At 38.0% G+C, this 16,775-nt stretch carries 14 protein-coding genes; all 14 read right to left on the bottom strand.

Going from position 1 to position 16,775, the window contains the following annotated elements:
* Positions 1-132: 132 nt before the first annotated feature.
* The 14 genes from RZN25_12135 to RZN25_12070 all read right to left on the bottom strand — a co-directional run bounded on the left by RZN25_12135 (position 133) and on the right by RZN25_12070 (position 16,274).
* Positions 133-1,158, bottom strand: coding sequence for an MraY family glycosyltransferase (locus RZN25_12135; protein MEQ6377565.1), 1,026 nt, complete (start codon positions 1,156-1,158; stop codon positions 133-135).
* 129 nt (positions 1,159-1,287) lie between these two features.
* Complete coding sequence (locus RZN25_12130) at positions 1,288-2,403, bottom strand: AraC family transcriptional regulator (protein MEQ6377564.1); 1,116 nt, start codon at positions 2,401-2,403, stop codon at positions 1,288-1,290.
* Positions 2,404-2,550: 147 nt separating this feature from the next.
* Positions 2,551-3,453: an ROK family protein gene (locus RZN25_12125; protein MEQ6377563.1), complete on the bottom strand. Its 903-nt coding sequence runs from the start codon at positions 3,451-3,453 to the stop codon at positions 2,551-2,553.
* 26 nt (positions 3,454-3,479) lie between these two features.
* Complete coding sequence (locus RZN25_12120; GenBank protein MEQ6377562.1) at positions 3,480-3,998, bottom strand: VanZ family protein; 519 nt, start codon at positions 3,996-3,998, stop codon at positions 3,480-3,482.
* Between the two features lie 529 nt (positions 3,999-4,527).
* A complete protein-coding gene (locus RZN25_12115; GenBank protein ID MEQ6377561.1) occupies positions 4,528-5,604 on the bottom strand; it encodes a hypothetical protein in 1,077 nt (358 codons plus the stop codon).
* 267 nt (positions 5,605-5,871) lie between these two features.
* A complete protein-coding gene (locus tag RZN25_12110) occupies positions 5,872-6,474 on the bottom strand; it encodes a response regulator (GenBank protein MEQ6377560.1) in 603 nt (200 codons plus the stop codon).
* Positions 6,458-7,828 carry a HAMP domain-containing sensor histidine kinase gene (locus RZN25_12105; GenBank protein ID MEQ6377559.1) on the bottom strand — a complete coding sequence of 457 codons (1,371 nt, stop codon included), beginning with the start codon at positions 7,826-7,828 and terminating at the stop codon, positions 6,458-6,460. The genes RZN25_12110 and RZN25_12105 overlap by 17 nt, the downstream gene beginning before the upstream one ends.
* A gap of 15 nt (positions 7,829-7,843) precedes the next feature.
* Positions 7,844-8,446 carry a DUF6305 family protein gene (locus tag RZN25_12100; protein ID MEQ6377558.1) on the bottom strand — a complete coding sequence of 201 codons (603 nt, stop codon included), beginning with the start codon at positions 8,444-8,446 and terminating at the stop codon, positions 7,844-7,846.
* Between the two features lie 254 nt (positions 8,447-8,700).
* On the bottom strand, positions 8,701-9,609 hold the full coding sequence (locus RZN25_12095; GenBank protein ID MEQ6377557.1) for an ABC transporter permease: 909 nt from the start codon (positions 9,607-9,609) through the stop codon (positions 8,701-8,703).
* A gap of 17 nt (positions 9,610-9,626) precedes the next feature.
* The gene (locus tag RZN25_12090) at positions 9,627-10,631 is read right to left on the bottom strand and encodes an ABC transporter permease (protein MEQ6377556.1); all 1,005 of its coding nucleotides are present in this window, start codon (positions 10,629-10,631) and stop codon (positions 9,627-9,629) included.
* Between the two features lie 310 nt (positions 10,632-10,941).
* Positions 10,942-12,603: an ABC transporter substrate-binding protein gene (locus RZN25_12085; GenBank protein MEQ6377555.1), complete on the bottom strand. Its 1,662-nt coding sequence runs from the start codon at positions 12,601-12,603 to the stop codon at positions 10,942-10,944.
* Between the two features lie 90 nt (positions 12,604-12,693).
* On the bottom strand, positions 12,694-13,686 hold the full coding sequence (locus RZN25_12080) for a dipeptide ABC transporter ATP-binding protein (GenBank protein MEQ6377554.1): 993 nt from the start codon (positions 13,684-13,686) through the stop codon (positions 12,694-12,696).
* Entirely contained in the window at positions 13,683-14,696 is a 1,014-nt protein-coding gene (locus RZN25_12075; GenBank protein ID MEQ6377553.1) for an ABC transporter ATP-binding protein, read from the bottom strand. The genes RZN25_12080 and RZN25_12075 overlap by 4 nt, the downstream gene beginning before the upstream one ends.
* A gap of 591 nt (positions 14,697-15,287) precedes the next feature.
* On the bottom strand, positions 15,288-16,274 hold the full coding sequence (locus RZN25_12070) for a DUF2325 domain-containing protein (GenBank protein ID MEQ6377552.1): 987 nt from the start codon (positions 16,272-16,274) through the stop codon (positions 15,288-15,290).
* Between the last annotated feature and the right edge of the window lie 501 nt (positions 16,275-16,775).

Here is a 16,775-nt window from a genome sequence, read left to right as displayed (position 1 = left end):
TTTCACTCAAGACTTGGGGAGGGGGTATTACTCCCATGAAAATAATACATTAAATTTTTCATCCTTCCTTCATGGTCAGCTGCCCGTTCATGCGGGATAAAAAAACCCTTGAAGCCACTTTCACTCCAAGGGTTACTGTTTTCGAAACAGGTTTAATATGGGCCGATACTGTAATCCTAATAATCCGGTTATTTCAACCATCAGCTCAATCATAAGGATAAACAGTGCGATGACAATAATTGATCCCCACATTTGTGCCTGTGATAAGATAACCGCCGCTAAACTAAACACAGCACTTATGGCATACATCAAAAGAACCGTTTCTGGATGGCTAAATCCTAATCGGAATAATCCGTGGTGCAAATGCGCTTTATCTGCCTCAAATAGGGGTTTCTTTTGCATCGCTCTTCGTACCATTGCAAACAAAGTATCTGAAATGGGTACTCCTAAGACCATAATAGGGACGATAAAGGAAAAAAGGGTAACATGTTTAAAGCCAAGCATTGAAATAACGGCTAGCATAAACCCCAAAAAGAGTGATCCTGTATCTCCCATAAAGATTTTTGCAGGATAAAAATTGTAAAATAAAAATCCTACAGTTCCACCTAGGAGTAAGAAGCTAATAAGCGTTACAAAGGAATTTCCCATTAAAATGGCAAGACATGAAATGGTTAAAAGCGCAATAGAACTAATTCCAGCCGCTAAGCCATCCAAACCATCAATTAAATTAATGGCATTGGTGATCCCAACTACCCACAACAAGGAAAATGGGATACTGAGATAGCCTAAATCTAAAGGGTCTCCAAATGGAAGATTGATGAAGTCAATATGCACGCCTGAAGCAATGACAATAACTGCAGATACGATTTGCATGAGTAACTTCGTTTTAGGGGATAATCCCCTTATATCGTCCAGCATCCCAGTAATCACAATAATGGAACTAGCTACCACTATCGGTAATACATATGGATGCTGGGGAGAGAAAATCAAAAATCCACTGATAAAGCTTATATAAATGGCCAATCCACCTAACCTTGGCATTTCAACCGTATGAACTTTTCGTGGGTCAAGTTGGTCCATGGCCCCTATCTTATAAGCTAATTTTTTTACTACTGGTGTTAAGAGCACCGATATAACTAACGATAAAACGAAAGCCATATTGAACCCTCCCAATTTTATCTTGCCCTTCTCTCCATTATTTAAAATAGTGAAGGACAGGAAAGAAAAGGTATGTTTATTAATGGGGACGTCTAGATCATATGAAAACCTATCCAAGACAACACTCGCTTACACTTTCCTATACCTTTTGCGGTATTTCTTTGGATTCATGGAAGTATATTTTTTAAAAACTGTCGTAAAATAACTTTGACTATTAAATCCAAGAGATAAAGCTATATCTAATATGGATTGGTCTGTATAAGCTAACATTTTTTTAGCTTCTTCCATCCTTAATGTTGTGATAAAATGTGTCAGACTTGAACCCGTTTCACGATTAAAAATAGTGGATAAGTAATTAGGATGAACATTTAGTATTTTTGCAATGTCGTTTAAAGAAATTTCTTTTGTGATATTCTCCTTCACATACTTAATTGCTCTTTCGACTATCGGTGAATAATTATATTGGCGAGACTTTTTTAGTAAGCTTAAGTATGTATCATAAATATCATATAGTACCTGATTAGCCTCAGACATTTCTTCAATCTCTTCAATTTTGTTAATAAAATAATCACTATATAAGAAGGAATCCTCAGAATTCACCCCTGCTTCAATAACCCTATGAGAAACTACAGTAACTGCACAAATCAAACGATTTTTAATGACTCGTAGCGCGTTTCCACAACCAACAGGAGGTCTATTAAAAATATCTAATTCCCTTAAAAATTTGATGGATATTTCTTCTCCATTTAAAAAGTGTTCAAAAAATCTATTTTCCAATTCATAAGAGTGGATATAGTATTTTTTTTGCGCGAAAACCTGTTCCAGTTCCTTATTAGAATCAAGATTCTCTTTAGCTGTTGAGCTAACACCAATCACATTTTTAAAAAGAGAGGACATGACGACCTTATATGCTTCTAGTTGTTCTTTTGTACAAAAGATTATAGTTGAACTAGATAGTTCCTCGTTAGTGGTGAAAGGGCCTGATACAATAAATGCATTCGAATCCACAAACGAATACGCCAGCAAAATTCTATGTTCTTTTATGGAGAGCTCAACGGCAGTGTCATGCCGATTTTTAAATTCTGCTATTAATGTTTTTAATAATTTCTTGCGGAATTCTTTGGAAGCCTCCAGGTGATTTGGTGGATATGAATTGATGCTTTCTTCATTACCTAACCGAACAAAATAAGTTGCTGAATTGGTTAAATGATAATATGTTTTTAATAATTCACTAATATTGTCCACCCTAATCCCTCCATGACTTTAGGTGCACCTCTTTAGACCTATAATATAGGGGTTTTACCAAATAATAAATTTTATTTTTATAAATGTTAAAAAAACTTAGAAAATAGAATTTATAGACAAGAAGTTCCTACATAATAATATTTGAAGTTATTTTTGATACTTTATTTTCCCTACGAGTGCGGCCCCTATGATTCCCGCATCTCCCCCTAAGCTTGCTTTTTCGATCGAAATATTCATTTCTGGAAAGATATATTGAACAACTTGTCGTTTTAATTCGTTTAAAAACCAATCACCCCCACCCATTACAACGCCACCTCCTAAAATAAATAGTGAAGGGTTTATTACGTGTGCAATATTTGCTATCCCCATCGCTAAGTGAGAAATGGATGTTTTCAATAAGTCTTGCGCACTTTTATCATTTTCTTTTAACGCTAACCGACAAAGTTCTTTTGCTCCTCCCTCAATACCAAGTTGCTCCTTTGCCATTCTCGAGAGTGCTGTACCGGATACTAGTGTTTCGAGCGCACCAATATTTAGGGTCGAGTGCTTATATCCATCCGATTTTATAATCATGTTTCCAATTTCACCAGCGTAACCGTTCAGCCCGTGAAAGATTTCCCTGTTTAAAATAAGCGCACCACCAAGGCCAGTACTTACAGTAATATAATAAACCGAATCAAATCCTTTTCCTGCTCCAAACCACGCTTCTGCCAGCGCTGCCACTTTTGCATCATTCTCGACATGGACCGGTAAAGGGCACACGTCCTCCAGCTTCTCCTTTAATGGAATATTATTCCATCCCGTTAGATGGGGAGGACTTTTTATAATTCCAAGATGTGAATCCAGAGGACCTGGAACTCCTATTCCAACCGCCTGAATCTTTGGATATTGATCAAATGCCTTCTCGATCATTTTATGTATATCGTTTATTATGGCTTCAGGTCCACGTTCTACCCTTGTTTCTATTTGTTCTTTATAAATAAGAGAAGATTCTTCATTTAAAACGCCTATTCTCAGGTTAGTACCACCTAAGTCAACTCCTATCCACACTTTAAAAACGCCCCTTTTATGAAGTATTAATTCTGATTTTCAGCGACTGTAGTTTTGGACATGGCCCGTCTTCTTGTCCACATCCAGATTCCTATCATGGCAAGTGTTATCCCTACTGTATCTAAAACAACATCTCCTGCAAAAGGAGTTCGATTTGGGGTAAATCCTTGATGAATTTCATCTATTGCTGCATACAACACCGCTAATCCCCATGAAATGATTATTTTCCATCTCATCGATGTTTTGATCGTGTGGCTAGCAGAATAGTAGAACAAAAGGCTAAGGACTAGAAAAACCCCAACATGTGCTCCTTTTCTAATGAAAAATTCTATGAATCCAGCGATGCCCTGTGCGGCTACACTAACTTCTGAGTGATTATATGTAAAGCGAATAGGACTAAGGAATGGCTCAAGTACAGATAAGTCCAGCTTATCACTAATTAATGGTCGAAGGTCTTGCTCCTCATAAGGGGTGGAGGACGAAATAAATATGATTCCCATCCAAACGACTGGAGGAATCCAATAGAGTAGCCTAGTTACTTTCAAAAATATCGCTCCTATTTTTTTCTCATATTGTACCATAAGGAAAGGAGCTGGGACATAACCGTCAACAAAGGACATTAAAAACCATTCAGTGAAATAACATCTTGTTTGTTTAGTAAATTTTTGTGCTTTTTTACACCTTTACGTGCTACTAAAAGTCCTTGGGTGGCGATTTTAAAGGTTAAGTGATAATTTTAAAATTCTATGTGCTAAAGAGCCCGTTTTAAGTGACACTTTTTTTATACATAGTGACAGTTTTATAATTTGTGTGCTATTCACTTCACTTGGGTGTTACCAACTTTATTTGAGTGCCATACTCTCCATTTCTATGTGGCGATTTCAAGGTTTTCAGTGACGATTTTTTCCCGTTTGTGAAGGTAATGTGCCCCATTTCTTGGTTGCGCGCCAAAGTGTTCATTTAAGTGTCATCAGTTGAAAAGCATTTCAACAAAAAAGGTGACTCCATAATGAGGAATCACCTTTTTCATTTTCTTGATAAAACAACTTTTGGGCTTGCTGCCACCCTAAATTTTTAATACAAATTCTTTTCCGTTTTTAGTAAAGGATTTGGTTGGCCATATAGATTGAAAATTAGCCATTTTCCATTCTCACATTCGAATTCATGAATGATTTGGTAGGAACCTACCATTTCATCATAAACAGTTTGAATGGCCACAAAATGCTGATTGTCTAGCTTAAATAGATGAGTATCAAATCCGTCCATGTATAAAGGGGGAAATTCCCTTGGTATGACATATAAATGTCCTTCCTTTTCCTCCGCTAGGTAATCCAAATAGCGAGAAGTAATGGATGGAGCTGATGTTTCCACAAATGCTTGCTGAAAATTGCTTTTACTATCATAAGTAGTTATTCGATAGTAATCATCTACTTCATAATCCATGTAAATTTCCGCGAAGCGTGACATAAGTTCTATTGCCTGCTCCTCTGTTAAATCTGTATCTTTTAATGTGTCCGCCTCGTCAGCATTGTAATTTGAAAAGCTAGACAAGCTTATACCAAAAGAGATCGGGTCAACCTTACTAAAAGCCAACATTTCTTGGTAGGCTGAACCAAATGGATTGTTTTTTTCTTGGACAGCTATTTGATTCTTACCTTGATTCTCTAAATGATAAAAGATGGACAAAACGTCCTTTAGAGTTGCCTTCTTCGTAAAGTCATAATATAAAGAAGACTGCTCAAAGAAATGATTTGCATCCGATAAGGATGGACCTTGCCCTAACAAATAGCTTATAGATTGCGCGACAAGTCCTATAGGGATTTCTTCTCTTTGGAAGCTTGGTACAAGAGAGTTATATCCTACTAAAGGAACTTCATAGGATGCTAGAACTGAGTATGGGTCAACATTCGAAGAGGAAGCTAGTTTGTAATAGGTAACCATCATTTGAGCGAAATTCTTTTCTACTACCTTCTCATCTATGTCCAAGGTATCAGAAAATAACCCCTCTTCCTTCGCCCAGTTCACCACTTGGTCTGTATCATCCTGTACATTCTCTCCCGTCACATTGGATACGGGGTAAAACTGAATCAAAAAGATTGGAATAAGTGCAACTACGAGTATAGTCATGAGCATTGCGGTAGCTTTCTTCATAACATCATCCTCCAGGATCTATCGGTCTATCATAGGTTTTGACAATTTTATAAACTTTTATTCAAATATGGTATAAAAAATCTTAAAATTCATAGATTAAAAGATTTACCTTATCACCATTCTATGAAAAAAGGTGAAGCATATTCCAATGCTTCACCTTTTTTCACCGATTTCCGGGAAATTGGGTGAATGTCCCTGAACATGGATCCAAAAAATATTTCCTATACAAATAAAGACGTAAATCCAAGCCTAAAGGTTTCAGAAATGTTACAGGATTTTGTATTTATTTTTGGGCCGGCCTTTGTTGCCGTAATGAGAAATAACTTCAACCTCTCCTTGTTCTGTTAAGTAATTCAAATACCGGTGAACGGTTTGATATGCAACCGGAAGCTCTTGTTGGATTTCTTGAATGGTTAAAGGAGTTGTTTGATTTAGTAAAAAGGATTTAATAGTTTTTAATGTATTCGTATTGATTCCTTTATCCACAAAAACGGATTGGTTGTCCTCTTGAAGACGCGCAATTTTCAAGTTCAGTCGTATACGAGAGATCAAGTCAGGTGCTTTAATTGGTTTTAGTGCAAAATCATTGGCTCCAGCGTCTAAAAACTGATCAGCAATCTCTTGTTTTTCCTCAACCGTTAAAACAATGATTGGAATAGAATGTTCTCTCTTTCTTATTTCTTCAACCGTAGTTAATCCATTCCAGACCGGCATGTGATAATCTACAAGAATCAGATTCGGTTGAACCTTCTCACAAACCTCAAGACCCTCTTTTCCATTCTCAGCCTCTGCTACTTCCCATCCGGCAAACTCGCAAATCTCCCTAATTGTAAAGCGAATATCCGCGTTATCATCAATGACTAAAATCATTTTCTTTCTCCCCTTCCCATGCCGGCAAAACTAACTCTACCACCGTTTCCATCCATGGTTCACTTTTTACATTCACAAACCCCTGATGATTTTCTATTACTCTTTTTACGAAGGATAAACCAATTCCAGACGACGATTTCGTACTAAACCCTTCTTGCCATATGTTTTCATATAATTCCTTTTCAATCCCAGGACCATTATCCTTTACCTGAAAGTAAACCCAATCCTGCTTTTGAAATACAGTAAGAACAATCCGCCCTCCACGTCCTTCTAAAGAAGCTACCGCATTTTCTATAATGTTAGTCAATGCTCTCGCAAATCTGATTTTGTTTACTTTGATATGGGGAAGATCCGTTGGACATGAAACCGAGAAATTGATGTCATTCCGATCAAAAATAATAAAGCTTGTAGCGTATTGGATCATTTCATGAACTGGGATAATGGTTTTAACTTTGTCATAAAGGATTTCAGAAATCATATCCTTCATTTTCTCTATAGAAGATTCCATCTTCTTAAAATAAGTATATTGCTTAGAGTTGGGATCAGTAGTCATCCTCATCAATGAGATTAAACCTTCCACTGATACAAGGGGGGTTTTAAGGTCATGCACAAGAGAAGTGACCTCCTGAAAAATCTTTGTTTCGACTAACTCTCCTCTTGTTTTCTTTAACTCTTCCTCTTTCTCATTCATCTTTCTTAACGTCAGGATTTGCTGAGTGAAGATATAAATTAAGATCGTCAAAATGACAGTGATGACAAAGAAAGCTGTAGAGAAAGTCACTCCAACCGTTGAGAATAGCTTGTACTCTGTCAGGTAAGCATCCGCTGTTTTTAAGCTAAGAGATAAATCATCTACTCCAAATCCGAACTTGGTTAAACCAGGAATGACATTGAGCCATAAAAAGGAAAGCAGTAACAAACTAAGAATCACAACAAAGGACAGATAGAAACTCTTTTGGTAGGGAATAAAGTTTTTCAACAATAACAAAATGCCCAAAATAAAAAAGTGGTTAATCCATCCGAATTCTAGTTGATAAAAATATTTATATATAAAAATGGTCAATAAAACAATCAAGACAAACAGCAGTTGAAACCATATAGAGCTTTTTGAACTTGTAATATAGTCAGCAATGAGCATTGCAGATAAGTAAATCATAACGAATAAGACTAAGTACCATGTTATGTATGAAAATGCGGTAGAGATTAATTGGCCACTGTCTCCCTCTAGGATGCTTTGATCAATTTGTTCCAGGAGATCAGCAAGCCATTCTAGGGACACCATTGGATAAAACACTGCAAACAATAAAAGCAAAAGACCAGAGAAACCATACCAATGATTTAATTTTTGAACCAATTAACATCACCACCTTTAGCGAAATGCGGAATTAAATGGAGTAGCAAAGTCGTTAACAGAATTTACTAAAGTAATAGGAACTCGATATTCCGAAAAAATCTTTTGAAGCTCCATTTGATTTTCCATCGATTTCAATCCAAGGAAATAGGATGTGTAAGGAGCAATCATCTTCATAAATTCCATTGTTTGTGGGTCCAATCTGCCTGCACCATCTAAGTGAATCATAATCAATGGAATTTCTCGGAACCTAACTTCCTTTAATATCCCCTGAATACGATCCTTTTCCTCCTGCAACGTTCGACCACTATCATAGACTCCCAGCGGGCTATATCCCACGGCAACGACAATGGTTCGATAGTCATATACATCTGTTCCGAGTACCATCGGTCGATAATCTGCATCTAAATGCAATTGACGAGCTAATTCGTCTATAATTCTTCCCTCTGAAGGTTGTCCAGCTAACGTTAACAAAACTCGTTCATGTCCGATTGGCGCAGGTAAGTTGGGCCAAGTATACATCATTTGTTCCTTTGGCTTTTCCGAGTGCCAAAACATGAGAAAAACACCGATAGAAAAAAGAATTAAAATAACACCATAAGACATAAAAAATTTTCTCATAATAAATAACACCTCTTAATAGAAAAGTGCAAGCACCCTGCCAGCGGCGTATGGCCTAGAACTCACCAACTAAGATAATGAAAGCACGAAGAGCTAGAAGCGATTCGATGTTGACTTATCGTAAGACGGAGAGTGAAGGACACAAGTCGCTAGGGTGCCGGAGCTAGACATCATTTTAAAACAGTAAAAGGACAAAGCCTATCGCTTCGTCCTTAGTGTAACTGATTCCTATGAAATTTCCTATCCATATTTCCTCACTGCTTGAGGCGAGGGTCTAAAGCATCACGTAATCCATCACCAAATAAATTAAATCCTAACACGAAAAGGAAAATAGCAATACCCGGGAAAGTAACGACCCATGGTGCATATTGAAGAGCCGACCTTGCATCAACAAGCATAGCTCCCCACTCTGGAATTGGTGGTTGAGCACCAAGCCCTAAGAAGCTTAAACCTGCTGCATCTAAAATAGCTGTACCAATACTTAATGTGGCTTGAACTATAATAGGAGCCATACAGTTGGGAAGCACATGGCGAAATAATATTCTGTGGCTCTTCGCCCCTATCGCCCGCGCTGATTCTATATATTCGGTTTCCTTGATAGATATAACGGTTGATCGAACAATTCTAGCAAAATGAGGAACACCGACGATTCCAATCGCAATCATTGCATTCGTTAATCCTTTTCCAAGTATAGTAACCATGGCAATAGCTAGTAGAATACTAGGAAAAGCCATTAAAATGTCGACAAATCGCATGATGATCATATCAATCCATCGTCCAAAGTATCCAGCGACGCCACCTAGAATGACTCCAATGATCATGGAAATCCCGACAGCAATTAATCCGATTTGAATGGAAATCCGTGTTCCATATACAATTCGGCTAAAAATATCGCGACCAAGTTCATCAGTCCCAAGGTAATGCTCTGCCGAAGGCTTTTGATATCTATTTAATATATCCTGCCCATCTATTGGATCGTGAGTAGCGATAAGGGGGGCAAAAATTGCTACTATAATGAGTACAAGAATAATAAATAAACCCACCATAGATGTTTTACTTTTAAGAATCCGTGAAAGGGCATCCATCCATAAGCTAGATTGCTTAGGAGATGCAGGAGTAACGGGTTCTTGAGGATCTGGGACAGGCTGTAATTGTGCAGACATTTTTGTCACTTCCTTTCCTAATCGTAACGGATTCTTGGATCAATATATTTGTAAAGAATATCCGTAAACAGATTTACTAATACAAAGATTATGGCGATGATTAATATACTTCCCTGTACTACTGGATAATCTCGTCCTAATACAGCTAAAAGAACGTAACGACCAATTCCCGGCCATGAAAAAATAGTTTCCGTTAAAACAGCCCCACCTAATAAAAAACCAAATTGTAAGCCAATGACCGTTAGCACTGGTAAAAAAGCATTTTTTAAGGCGTGTTGAAAAATAACCAATTTGGTTGCTAGTCCTTTTGCATTTGCTGTGCGAATATAATCTTGTTTCATAACCTCTAACATACTAGAACGTGTCATACGTGCAATGATTGCCATTGGAATCGTACCAAGTGCAATACCTGGCATTAATAAATGAACAAAACTATCTTGCAGTGCCTTCCAATTCCCCGTTAAAACACTATCTAGCATATACATATTCGTTATGGTGGTTAATTCTACTGTATCTGCCAAGCGTCCGGAAGGTGGAAACCAATGTAGGGTTACTGAGAAAAGCCAAATCATCATTAACCCCAGCCAAAAGATCGGCATCGATAATCCAAACAAGGCCCCGGTCATACTAATGTTATCAAACCAGGAATACTGTTTGACTGCTGCGATTACTCCTGCAAGCACCCCAACTATGATAGCCAGACCCATAGCAAAAATGGTCAATTCTAATGTAGCAGGTAAACGATGAGAAATCTCAGACAAAACCGAATCATTGGATTTGATCGATGTTCCAAAATCCCCCGTTACTACATTACCTATAAACCGACCATATTGAACAATATAAGGATCGGTTAATCCCATGTCCTTTCTTAGCTGTTCTAATTGCTCTTCCGAAGCCTTTTCACCAAGCATACTTCTTGCTGGATCACCTGGAATCAGATGAATTAGTGCAAATGCCAGGATAGAAACCCCTAGCAAAACAGGGATCAGCATCACCAAGCGGCGTAAAATATAATTTAGCATGATCCATTCCTCCATCTAAGTAAGAAAAGCGCAAGCGCCCTTGATCATCGACGTAAGGCGGTGAGGCCCACAGGATGTGGGTCACGTAGGCGTTGCCACACGATGTGGCGGTTTTAGCCTACGATCCTCCGAGATAAATGAAACACGGTTCACGAAGTGAATCGATGTTGACTTATCGATGGAGAGGAGGGAACCGTCTCTAGTCGATAGGGCGCTGGAGCTAGACAAATTTTATACTTTCTTATCTTTTAAGAAAGGGCTTGCTTTCTATCCGCAAGCAAGCCCTTCCCTGAAATTAAAATCTGACCTACTATTCTACAATATCCAGATGATTAAATGGTTCACTACCTGTTGCATGTGGAATGTAGTCTTTTATTTTCTTGCTTGCACCAAGTGGTGGTGTTGTATGTGCAATTGGTACCCAAGGTGCATCTTCATGGATGATTTTTTGAGCTTCCATATAATACTCCGTGCGAACGTCTTGATCCATTTCTGTTTGGGCCTTCTTCAATAGCTCATGAACCTCGTCATTCTTATAGAAAGCAATGTTACCTGCTGAACCTTTCTTTGCATTATCCTTATCTAAAAGGACATATAAGAAGTTATCAGGATCACCATTGTCTCCAATCCATCCCATGAATCCAAGTTCATGATCTCCATTTTGAGTTGCAGTTAATTGAGTATCCCAATCGTTTTCAACAATTTCCACAGTAATGTTAACGTCTTTCAACATTTGCTGAATAGCTTGTGCTAAAAGCTTAGGTTGTGGCATGTAAGGACGTGGATTGGACATGCTGTATAGAGTTAAAGTCATGCCATCGCCATATCCTGCTTCGGCAAGCAAACGCTTGGCTTCTTCTACATCATAACCATAATCCTCGATCTCATCGTTGTAACCCCATAGGGATGGTGGCATTGGGTTCTTCGCTGCTTTTCCAATACCTTCATAAAGAGTTAAAAGTTTTCCCTTATCGATTGCTAGGTTAATAGCTTGACGAACTCGCTTATCAGATAACTTTTCCTTATCATTGTTCATAGCCATGTAAGCTACATTCATAGATGGACGACGAATAACCTGAAGGTTCTCATCTTCCTCTAGTGTAGATAGGTCTTGCGGATTTAATCCAACCATTAAGTCAATTGATCCTGCTTGAAGTTCCATGAAACGTGCTCCGTTATCAGGAATAACACGGAAGATAACTTCGTCAACTTTAGCAACATCTCCAAAATATTCCGGGTTCTTTTCAACTACAATTTTGTCATCCTTAGACCAAGATGCGAACTTAAATGGTCCAGTTCCAACTGGCTCGTCCCCATAGTTATCGCCTGCAGCCTCTACTGCTGTTGGACTAGCAATGGCAAATGGTGGCATCGCTAAAGTAAATAGGAATGGTGCATTAGGCTCTGAAAGGGTAAATTTAACTTCATAGTCACCAACAGCCTCTACACTATCAATGATTCCTTTCATGTTATCCTCAGAAGCACCAAACATGTAACCGTAGTAAATGAACTCACTAGAAGTCGTCCAACGCTCAAAGTTGAAAACAACAGCTTCCGCATTGAAATCAGTACCATCATGGAATTTCACTCCTTCACGAAGCTTAAATGTCCATTCTGTACCATCATCACTAGTATTCCACTCTGTTGCTAAAGCAGGTACTACTTCTGTGTTTTCCTCTTTGTAACGAACTAGAGTGTCATAAATTTGGTTCGTTACGTAGATAGATTCTCCATCTGTTACCTTTGAAGGATCCAAACTTACTGAGTCAGCACCTCTTCCGAATACTAATCTCTTAGTGCTCGAATCTTCTCCATCAATACTTCCATCGTTCCCGTTGTCTGTAGTGTTATCACCCGTATTGTTTTCGTTGTTTTGTGCACTGTCTGAATTCGCATTATCAGAACAACCAGAAACTACTGCAATAAGAAGTAACATTAAGGCAAACACAGACCATAAAACCTTCTTGTTCAAAGTAAAGCCCCCTTTAAAATTGTTTTATTTTACATCCGATCTACTAGAAACATAAATATGTATTTTAATAGATCGAAAGTGTAAACCTAATTAAATAGTCAACTCAGGAATTTCTTCCTTTACCAAATGACAAGCAGCTTGTTGTCCACTTTTTGTTACCTGACGGATCACTGGTTTTTCTTGTCTACAAATTTCCTCTGCAAAAGGACAGCGTGTATGAAACTTACATCCTGTTGGAGGATTTGAAGAACTTGGTAAATCCCCGGTTAAAAGAATGCGTTCCCTTCTTTCTTCGGGGTCTACTTCCGGAATCGCAGAAAGCAATGCTTGGGTGTAGGGATGTTTTGGATTCTCATATAGTTCATCTGCCGTCCCTATTTCTACAATTTCTCCAAGATACATGACAGCCACTCGATCACTGATGTGGTAAACGACACTTAGATCATGAGCGATAAATATATAGGTTAGATCAAACTCCTTTTGGAGATCCTCTAATAGATTAATAACCTGAGCTTGAATGGATACATCTAGTGCAGACACTGGCTCGTCACAAATAATCAGTTCAGGTTCAAGTGCCAACGCCCTTGCTATTCCTATTCTTTGTCTTTGTCCTCCACTAAACTCATGGGGATAGCGGACTTTGTGATAAGAGCTCAGTCCAACTACATCTAGTAGCTCTTCTACCTTTTTTTTGTGTAATTTTCTTGGATATCCAAAGACCTTCATTGGCTCACTGATTATTTGTTCTACTGTCATACGTGGATTGAGAGATGCGAATGGGTCTTGGAAGATAATCTGCATATCTCTACGCAATTTACGTAGTTTTTCTCCCTTATAATCAATAATGGATTCACCTTTATAAAGAATATCTCCACTTGTTGGTTCGATTAATTTTAAGATGCTTCTTCCTGCCGTTGACTTTCCACAACCACTTTCACCAACTAAACCTAGAGTTTCTCCTCTTTCCAGTGTGAATGAAATCCCGTCTACCGCCTTTACTGTACCTATTTGTTTAGGTAGGAGTGAGCCAGATGAAATCGGAAAATGCTTTTTTAAGTTTTTAACTTCTAATAATGGCGTCATGTCGATTCCACCTTTGCTTTTTCGTCATAAAGTAAACATTGAACCTGGTGATTTTCATCTATACTGATTAAATCAGGATCAATATGTTGACAAGCATCAATCGCATGCCTACATCTTGGCGCAAAATTACAGCCTGTTGGCAATGCTCTTAAATCCGGTGGAGTACCCTGAATCGCTTCTAATCGATCCTTTTTCTCCTTGATTTGAGGGATAGAGTTTAATAATCCCCATGTATATGGATGTTTAGGTTCGTTAAATAGTGTTTTAACATCGGTATATTCAACTGGTCGTCCAGCATACATGACCATCACTCGGTCACAAACCTCAGAAACTACCCCTAAATCATGCGTAATCATAATAATGGACATCCCTAATTCTTTTTGAAGCCTGTTTAAAAGCTCCAATATTTGCGCTTGAATCGTTACATCTAGTGCCGTTGTTGGCTCGTCTGCAATTAAAAGCTTAGGGTTACACGCAAGAGCCATCGCAATCATCACTCTTTGCCTCATCCCCCCACTAAATTCATGAGGATAGCTTTTTAATCGATTTCTCGCATCTGGAATGCCAACTAAATCAAGTAATTCAACAGCACGATCCTCCACTTGTTTTTTTGAAAGTTTTTCATGGGTCAAAATGGTTTCTACCATTTGTTTTTTAACCGTAAAAACTGGATTTAAGGAGGTCATGGGATCCTGAAATATCATGGAGATTTGATTACCACGAATCGATCTCATCTGTCTTTCTGATTTTTTCAGAAGGTCCTCTCCTTCAAATTCGATTGTACCTGCAACTATTTTTCCTGGAGGAGATGCGATTAACCGCATAATCGACATCGCTGTTATGCTCTTTCCAGAACCAGACTCACCTACAATTCCGAGGGTTTCACCAGGTTTGATATCAAAGGAAACTCCATCTACCGCCTTTACCACACCGGATTTTGTGAAGAAGTGAGTCTTAAGTCCTTCCACCTTCAATAATGCTTCTTGCTCCAATTTAGCTCCCCCTTTCATCCGTTATCATGATATCACTGCGACGCTGTTATGTAATAAACGCGTGTGAATTTTTTGATTATTTATTATTATACAATTATTTAAGCAATTTTGAAGTTTTTCTCTTTTTTCTCAAAAAAATTTCTGGATAAAAAAATTATAAATTTTTACTGAAGTTAGTTGTCAGCTTGGGTTTAGTGGACTTCCGTGCTATTTGATCGCATTAGGTGCTACTCATTGTAGTTGGGTGGCGATTTAATGGGTTAAGTGCCGACCTCAATATTTTCAGTTGTAAAGACCCGGTTTTTAGTGATGTTATTTTTGTTCATAGTGATGAGTTTAAGAATTGTGCGCTACTCTCTTTACTTGGGTGTTACTATCTATATTTAGGAGCTATACTTCATATTTCTATGTGACGTTTTCTAGCTATAAAGTGACGCTTTTCTACTGGTTAAGAAGGATGGGTGAAATTTTTCTTGTTTGCGTGCCGAATTGTTCACTTAAGTGCCACCCACCCACGACTGTAAACATTCCTAACAAAAAATGATTCCTCGAAATAAATGAGGAATCATCTTGCTTGTTGTTTTTCCCTGTGTCTTTCACATAGGTGTACTATATTAATTCTTCTATCGATCGAAGGATACTTGCAACACCCAAACTATCAATCACCTTATATGGTTTATGCATTTCTTTGCACAATTCAACTAATAGATAACTAGCCCGATGGCGGATAAATGGCTGAAGGACAATGATGAAATGAGATTTCACAACAGCTGCACGGATTCTATCTTCGTCTTCCGTTCCTTCAAACCATAAAAACTCCCCTCCTCTTTCTTCTATGATCTGTTTATATATGGCTTTTCGAGGCTCACATCCTACAATTAAAATAGAATACCCATCTAACCATTTCTCTACTCCTTTTGAGGATGATGAATTGGATTGTTTATAAAATCCAGATTTTATAGGACGTGGAGGAATTTCATCCTCAATCTGATGTTTCCATACGACTCGAAAATAATTAGGGTTATCTGGATCATAAGCTATATCCACAATATCTCCATCCTCGAGCTGCATTTTTTGTATATCCTGTTCGCGTAGCAAAAATGTATAAGGCATGTCATCGATTTTAATGAGCTTCATTCCTTCTTGAAGGGTGGTATCCACCAATAATAAATCACCATCTCTTCTAACAATACCGTATTGAATTTCCTCACGCTTTACAGGGATGTTCTTTTTTTCTAATAAATGAACAAAGTATTCTTCTTTTTTTGTATCTTTTCTTTCAAGAGAGATTTTGTCGCCATTGGAAATTCCAGCTGTACGAACCACATATTCAGGAAGATAAACATCTCTTTCGGGTACATATCCACCAACTAGCTTTCTTTCAAATGTATAGGCCTGAGCATTTTCTTTTGGAAGGGGGTCTATTTGTGAAGGTCCCTCAGAGGATATGTCGAGCTCTGGTAATTCAACCATGTTTTCTAAAAATATTAGATATTTCATAATTTTATTTTTTCTTTCTTCAATCGTTTCAATTGTTATTTCATCGACTTCCTTTTTTAAGATTTCTTTTGTATGTTCTAAAATTTTTTGTCGCATTTTCCACCTCTCCAATCCCTATATGAGTTTTGAATTTGATAATTTAAGCTTTATCCCTGCTCTAACAATATATGTAGACACCCCTATCCCCATGTCCATCAAGTTGGTTTTGTCACCCAAGAGGTTCGGATAGACATAAGTCAATCTATGCCAGGGAAAAGTGTCACTTAAAATTTAAAGCGGCATGTTTGCACTTAAATTTTCAGGATCGTCACCCAACCCCTCTGATCATCTCTTGAAGTATAAAAGTTTCACTTAAATCTCAAAAAAAGCACATTACCATAAAGCGAAACTTCAATCAGTGACCGTCCCACACTGATTGTTAGCACCCAACGTATGACCTAAAGGCCCTTGAACCAATCGGACATTTGCGCACAGTAATTACCCCCACCTACTCTTTTCGTTTCACTTAAGACTTGAGGTGGGGGTAGGCATGCCCGTTTATACGGGATAAATAGCTTATACTATTAGAAAACTTGGCATTCGCCAAGCCTTTGTGGC

It is taken from the genome of Bacillaceae bacterium S4-13-56, assembly GCA_040191315.1.
Classification (GTDB): Bacteria; Bacillota; Bacilli; order Bacillales; family JAWJLM01; genus JAWJLM01.
This window is presented reverse-complemented; position numbering and strand designations above follow the sequence as displayed.

Excerpts from the sequence above, each read along its gene's own strand:
- RZN25_12090 (MEQ6377556.1), bottom strand. The coding sequence starts at position 10,631 with ATGCTAAATTATATTTTACGCCGCTTGGTGATGCTGATCCCTGTTTTG.
- RZN25_12075 (MEQ6377553.1), bottom strand. The coding sequence starts at position 14,696 with ATGAAAGGGGGAGCTAAATTGGAGCAAGAAGCATTATTGAAGGTGGAA.
- RZN25_12115 (MEQ6377561.1), bottom strand. The coding sequence starts at position 5,604 with ATGAAGAAAGCTACCGCAATGCTCATGACTATACTCGTAGTTGCACTT.
- RZN25_12080 (MEQ6377554.1), bottom strand. The coding sequence starts at position 13,686 with ATGACGCCATTATTAGAAGTTAAAAACTTAAAAAAGCATTTTCCGATT.
- RZN25_12100 (MEQ6377558.1), bottom strand. The coding sequence starts at position 8,446 with ATGAGAAAATTTTTTATGTCTTATGGTGTTATTTTAATTCTTTTTTCT.
- RZN25_12135 (MEQ6377565.1), bottom strand. The coding sequence starts at position 1,158 with ATGGCTTTCGTTTTATCGTTAGTTATATCGGTGCTCTTAACACCAGTA.
- RZN25_12110 (MEQ6377560.1), bottom strand. The coding sequence starts at position 6,474 with ATGATTTTAGTCATTGATGATAACGCGGATATTCGCTTTACAATTAGG.
- RZN25_12070 (MEQ6377552.1), bottom strand. The coding sequence starts at position 16,274 with ATGCGACAAAAAATTTTAGAACATACAAAAGAAATCTTAAAAAAGGAA.
- RZN25_12095 (MEQ6377557.1), bottom strand. The coding sequence starts at position 9,609 with ATGTCTGCACAATTACAGCCTGTCCCAGATCCTCAAGAACCCGTTACT.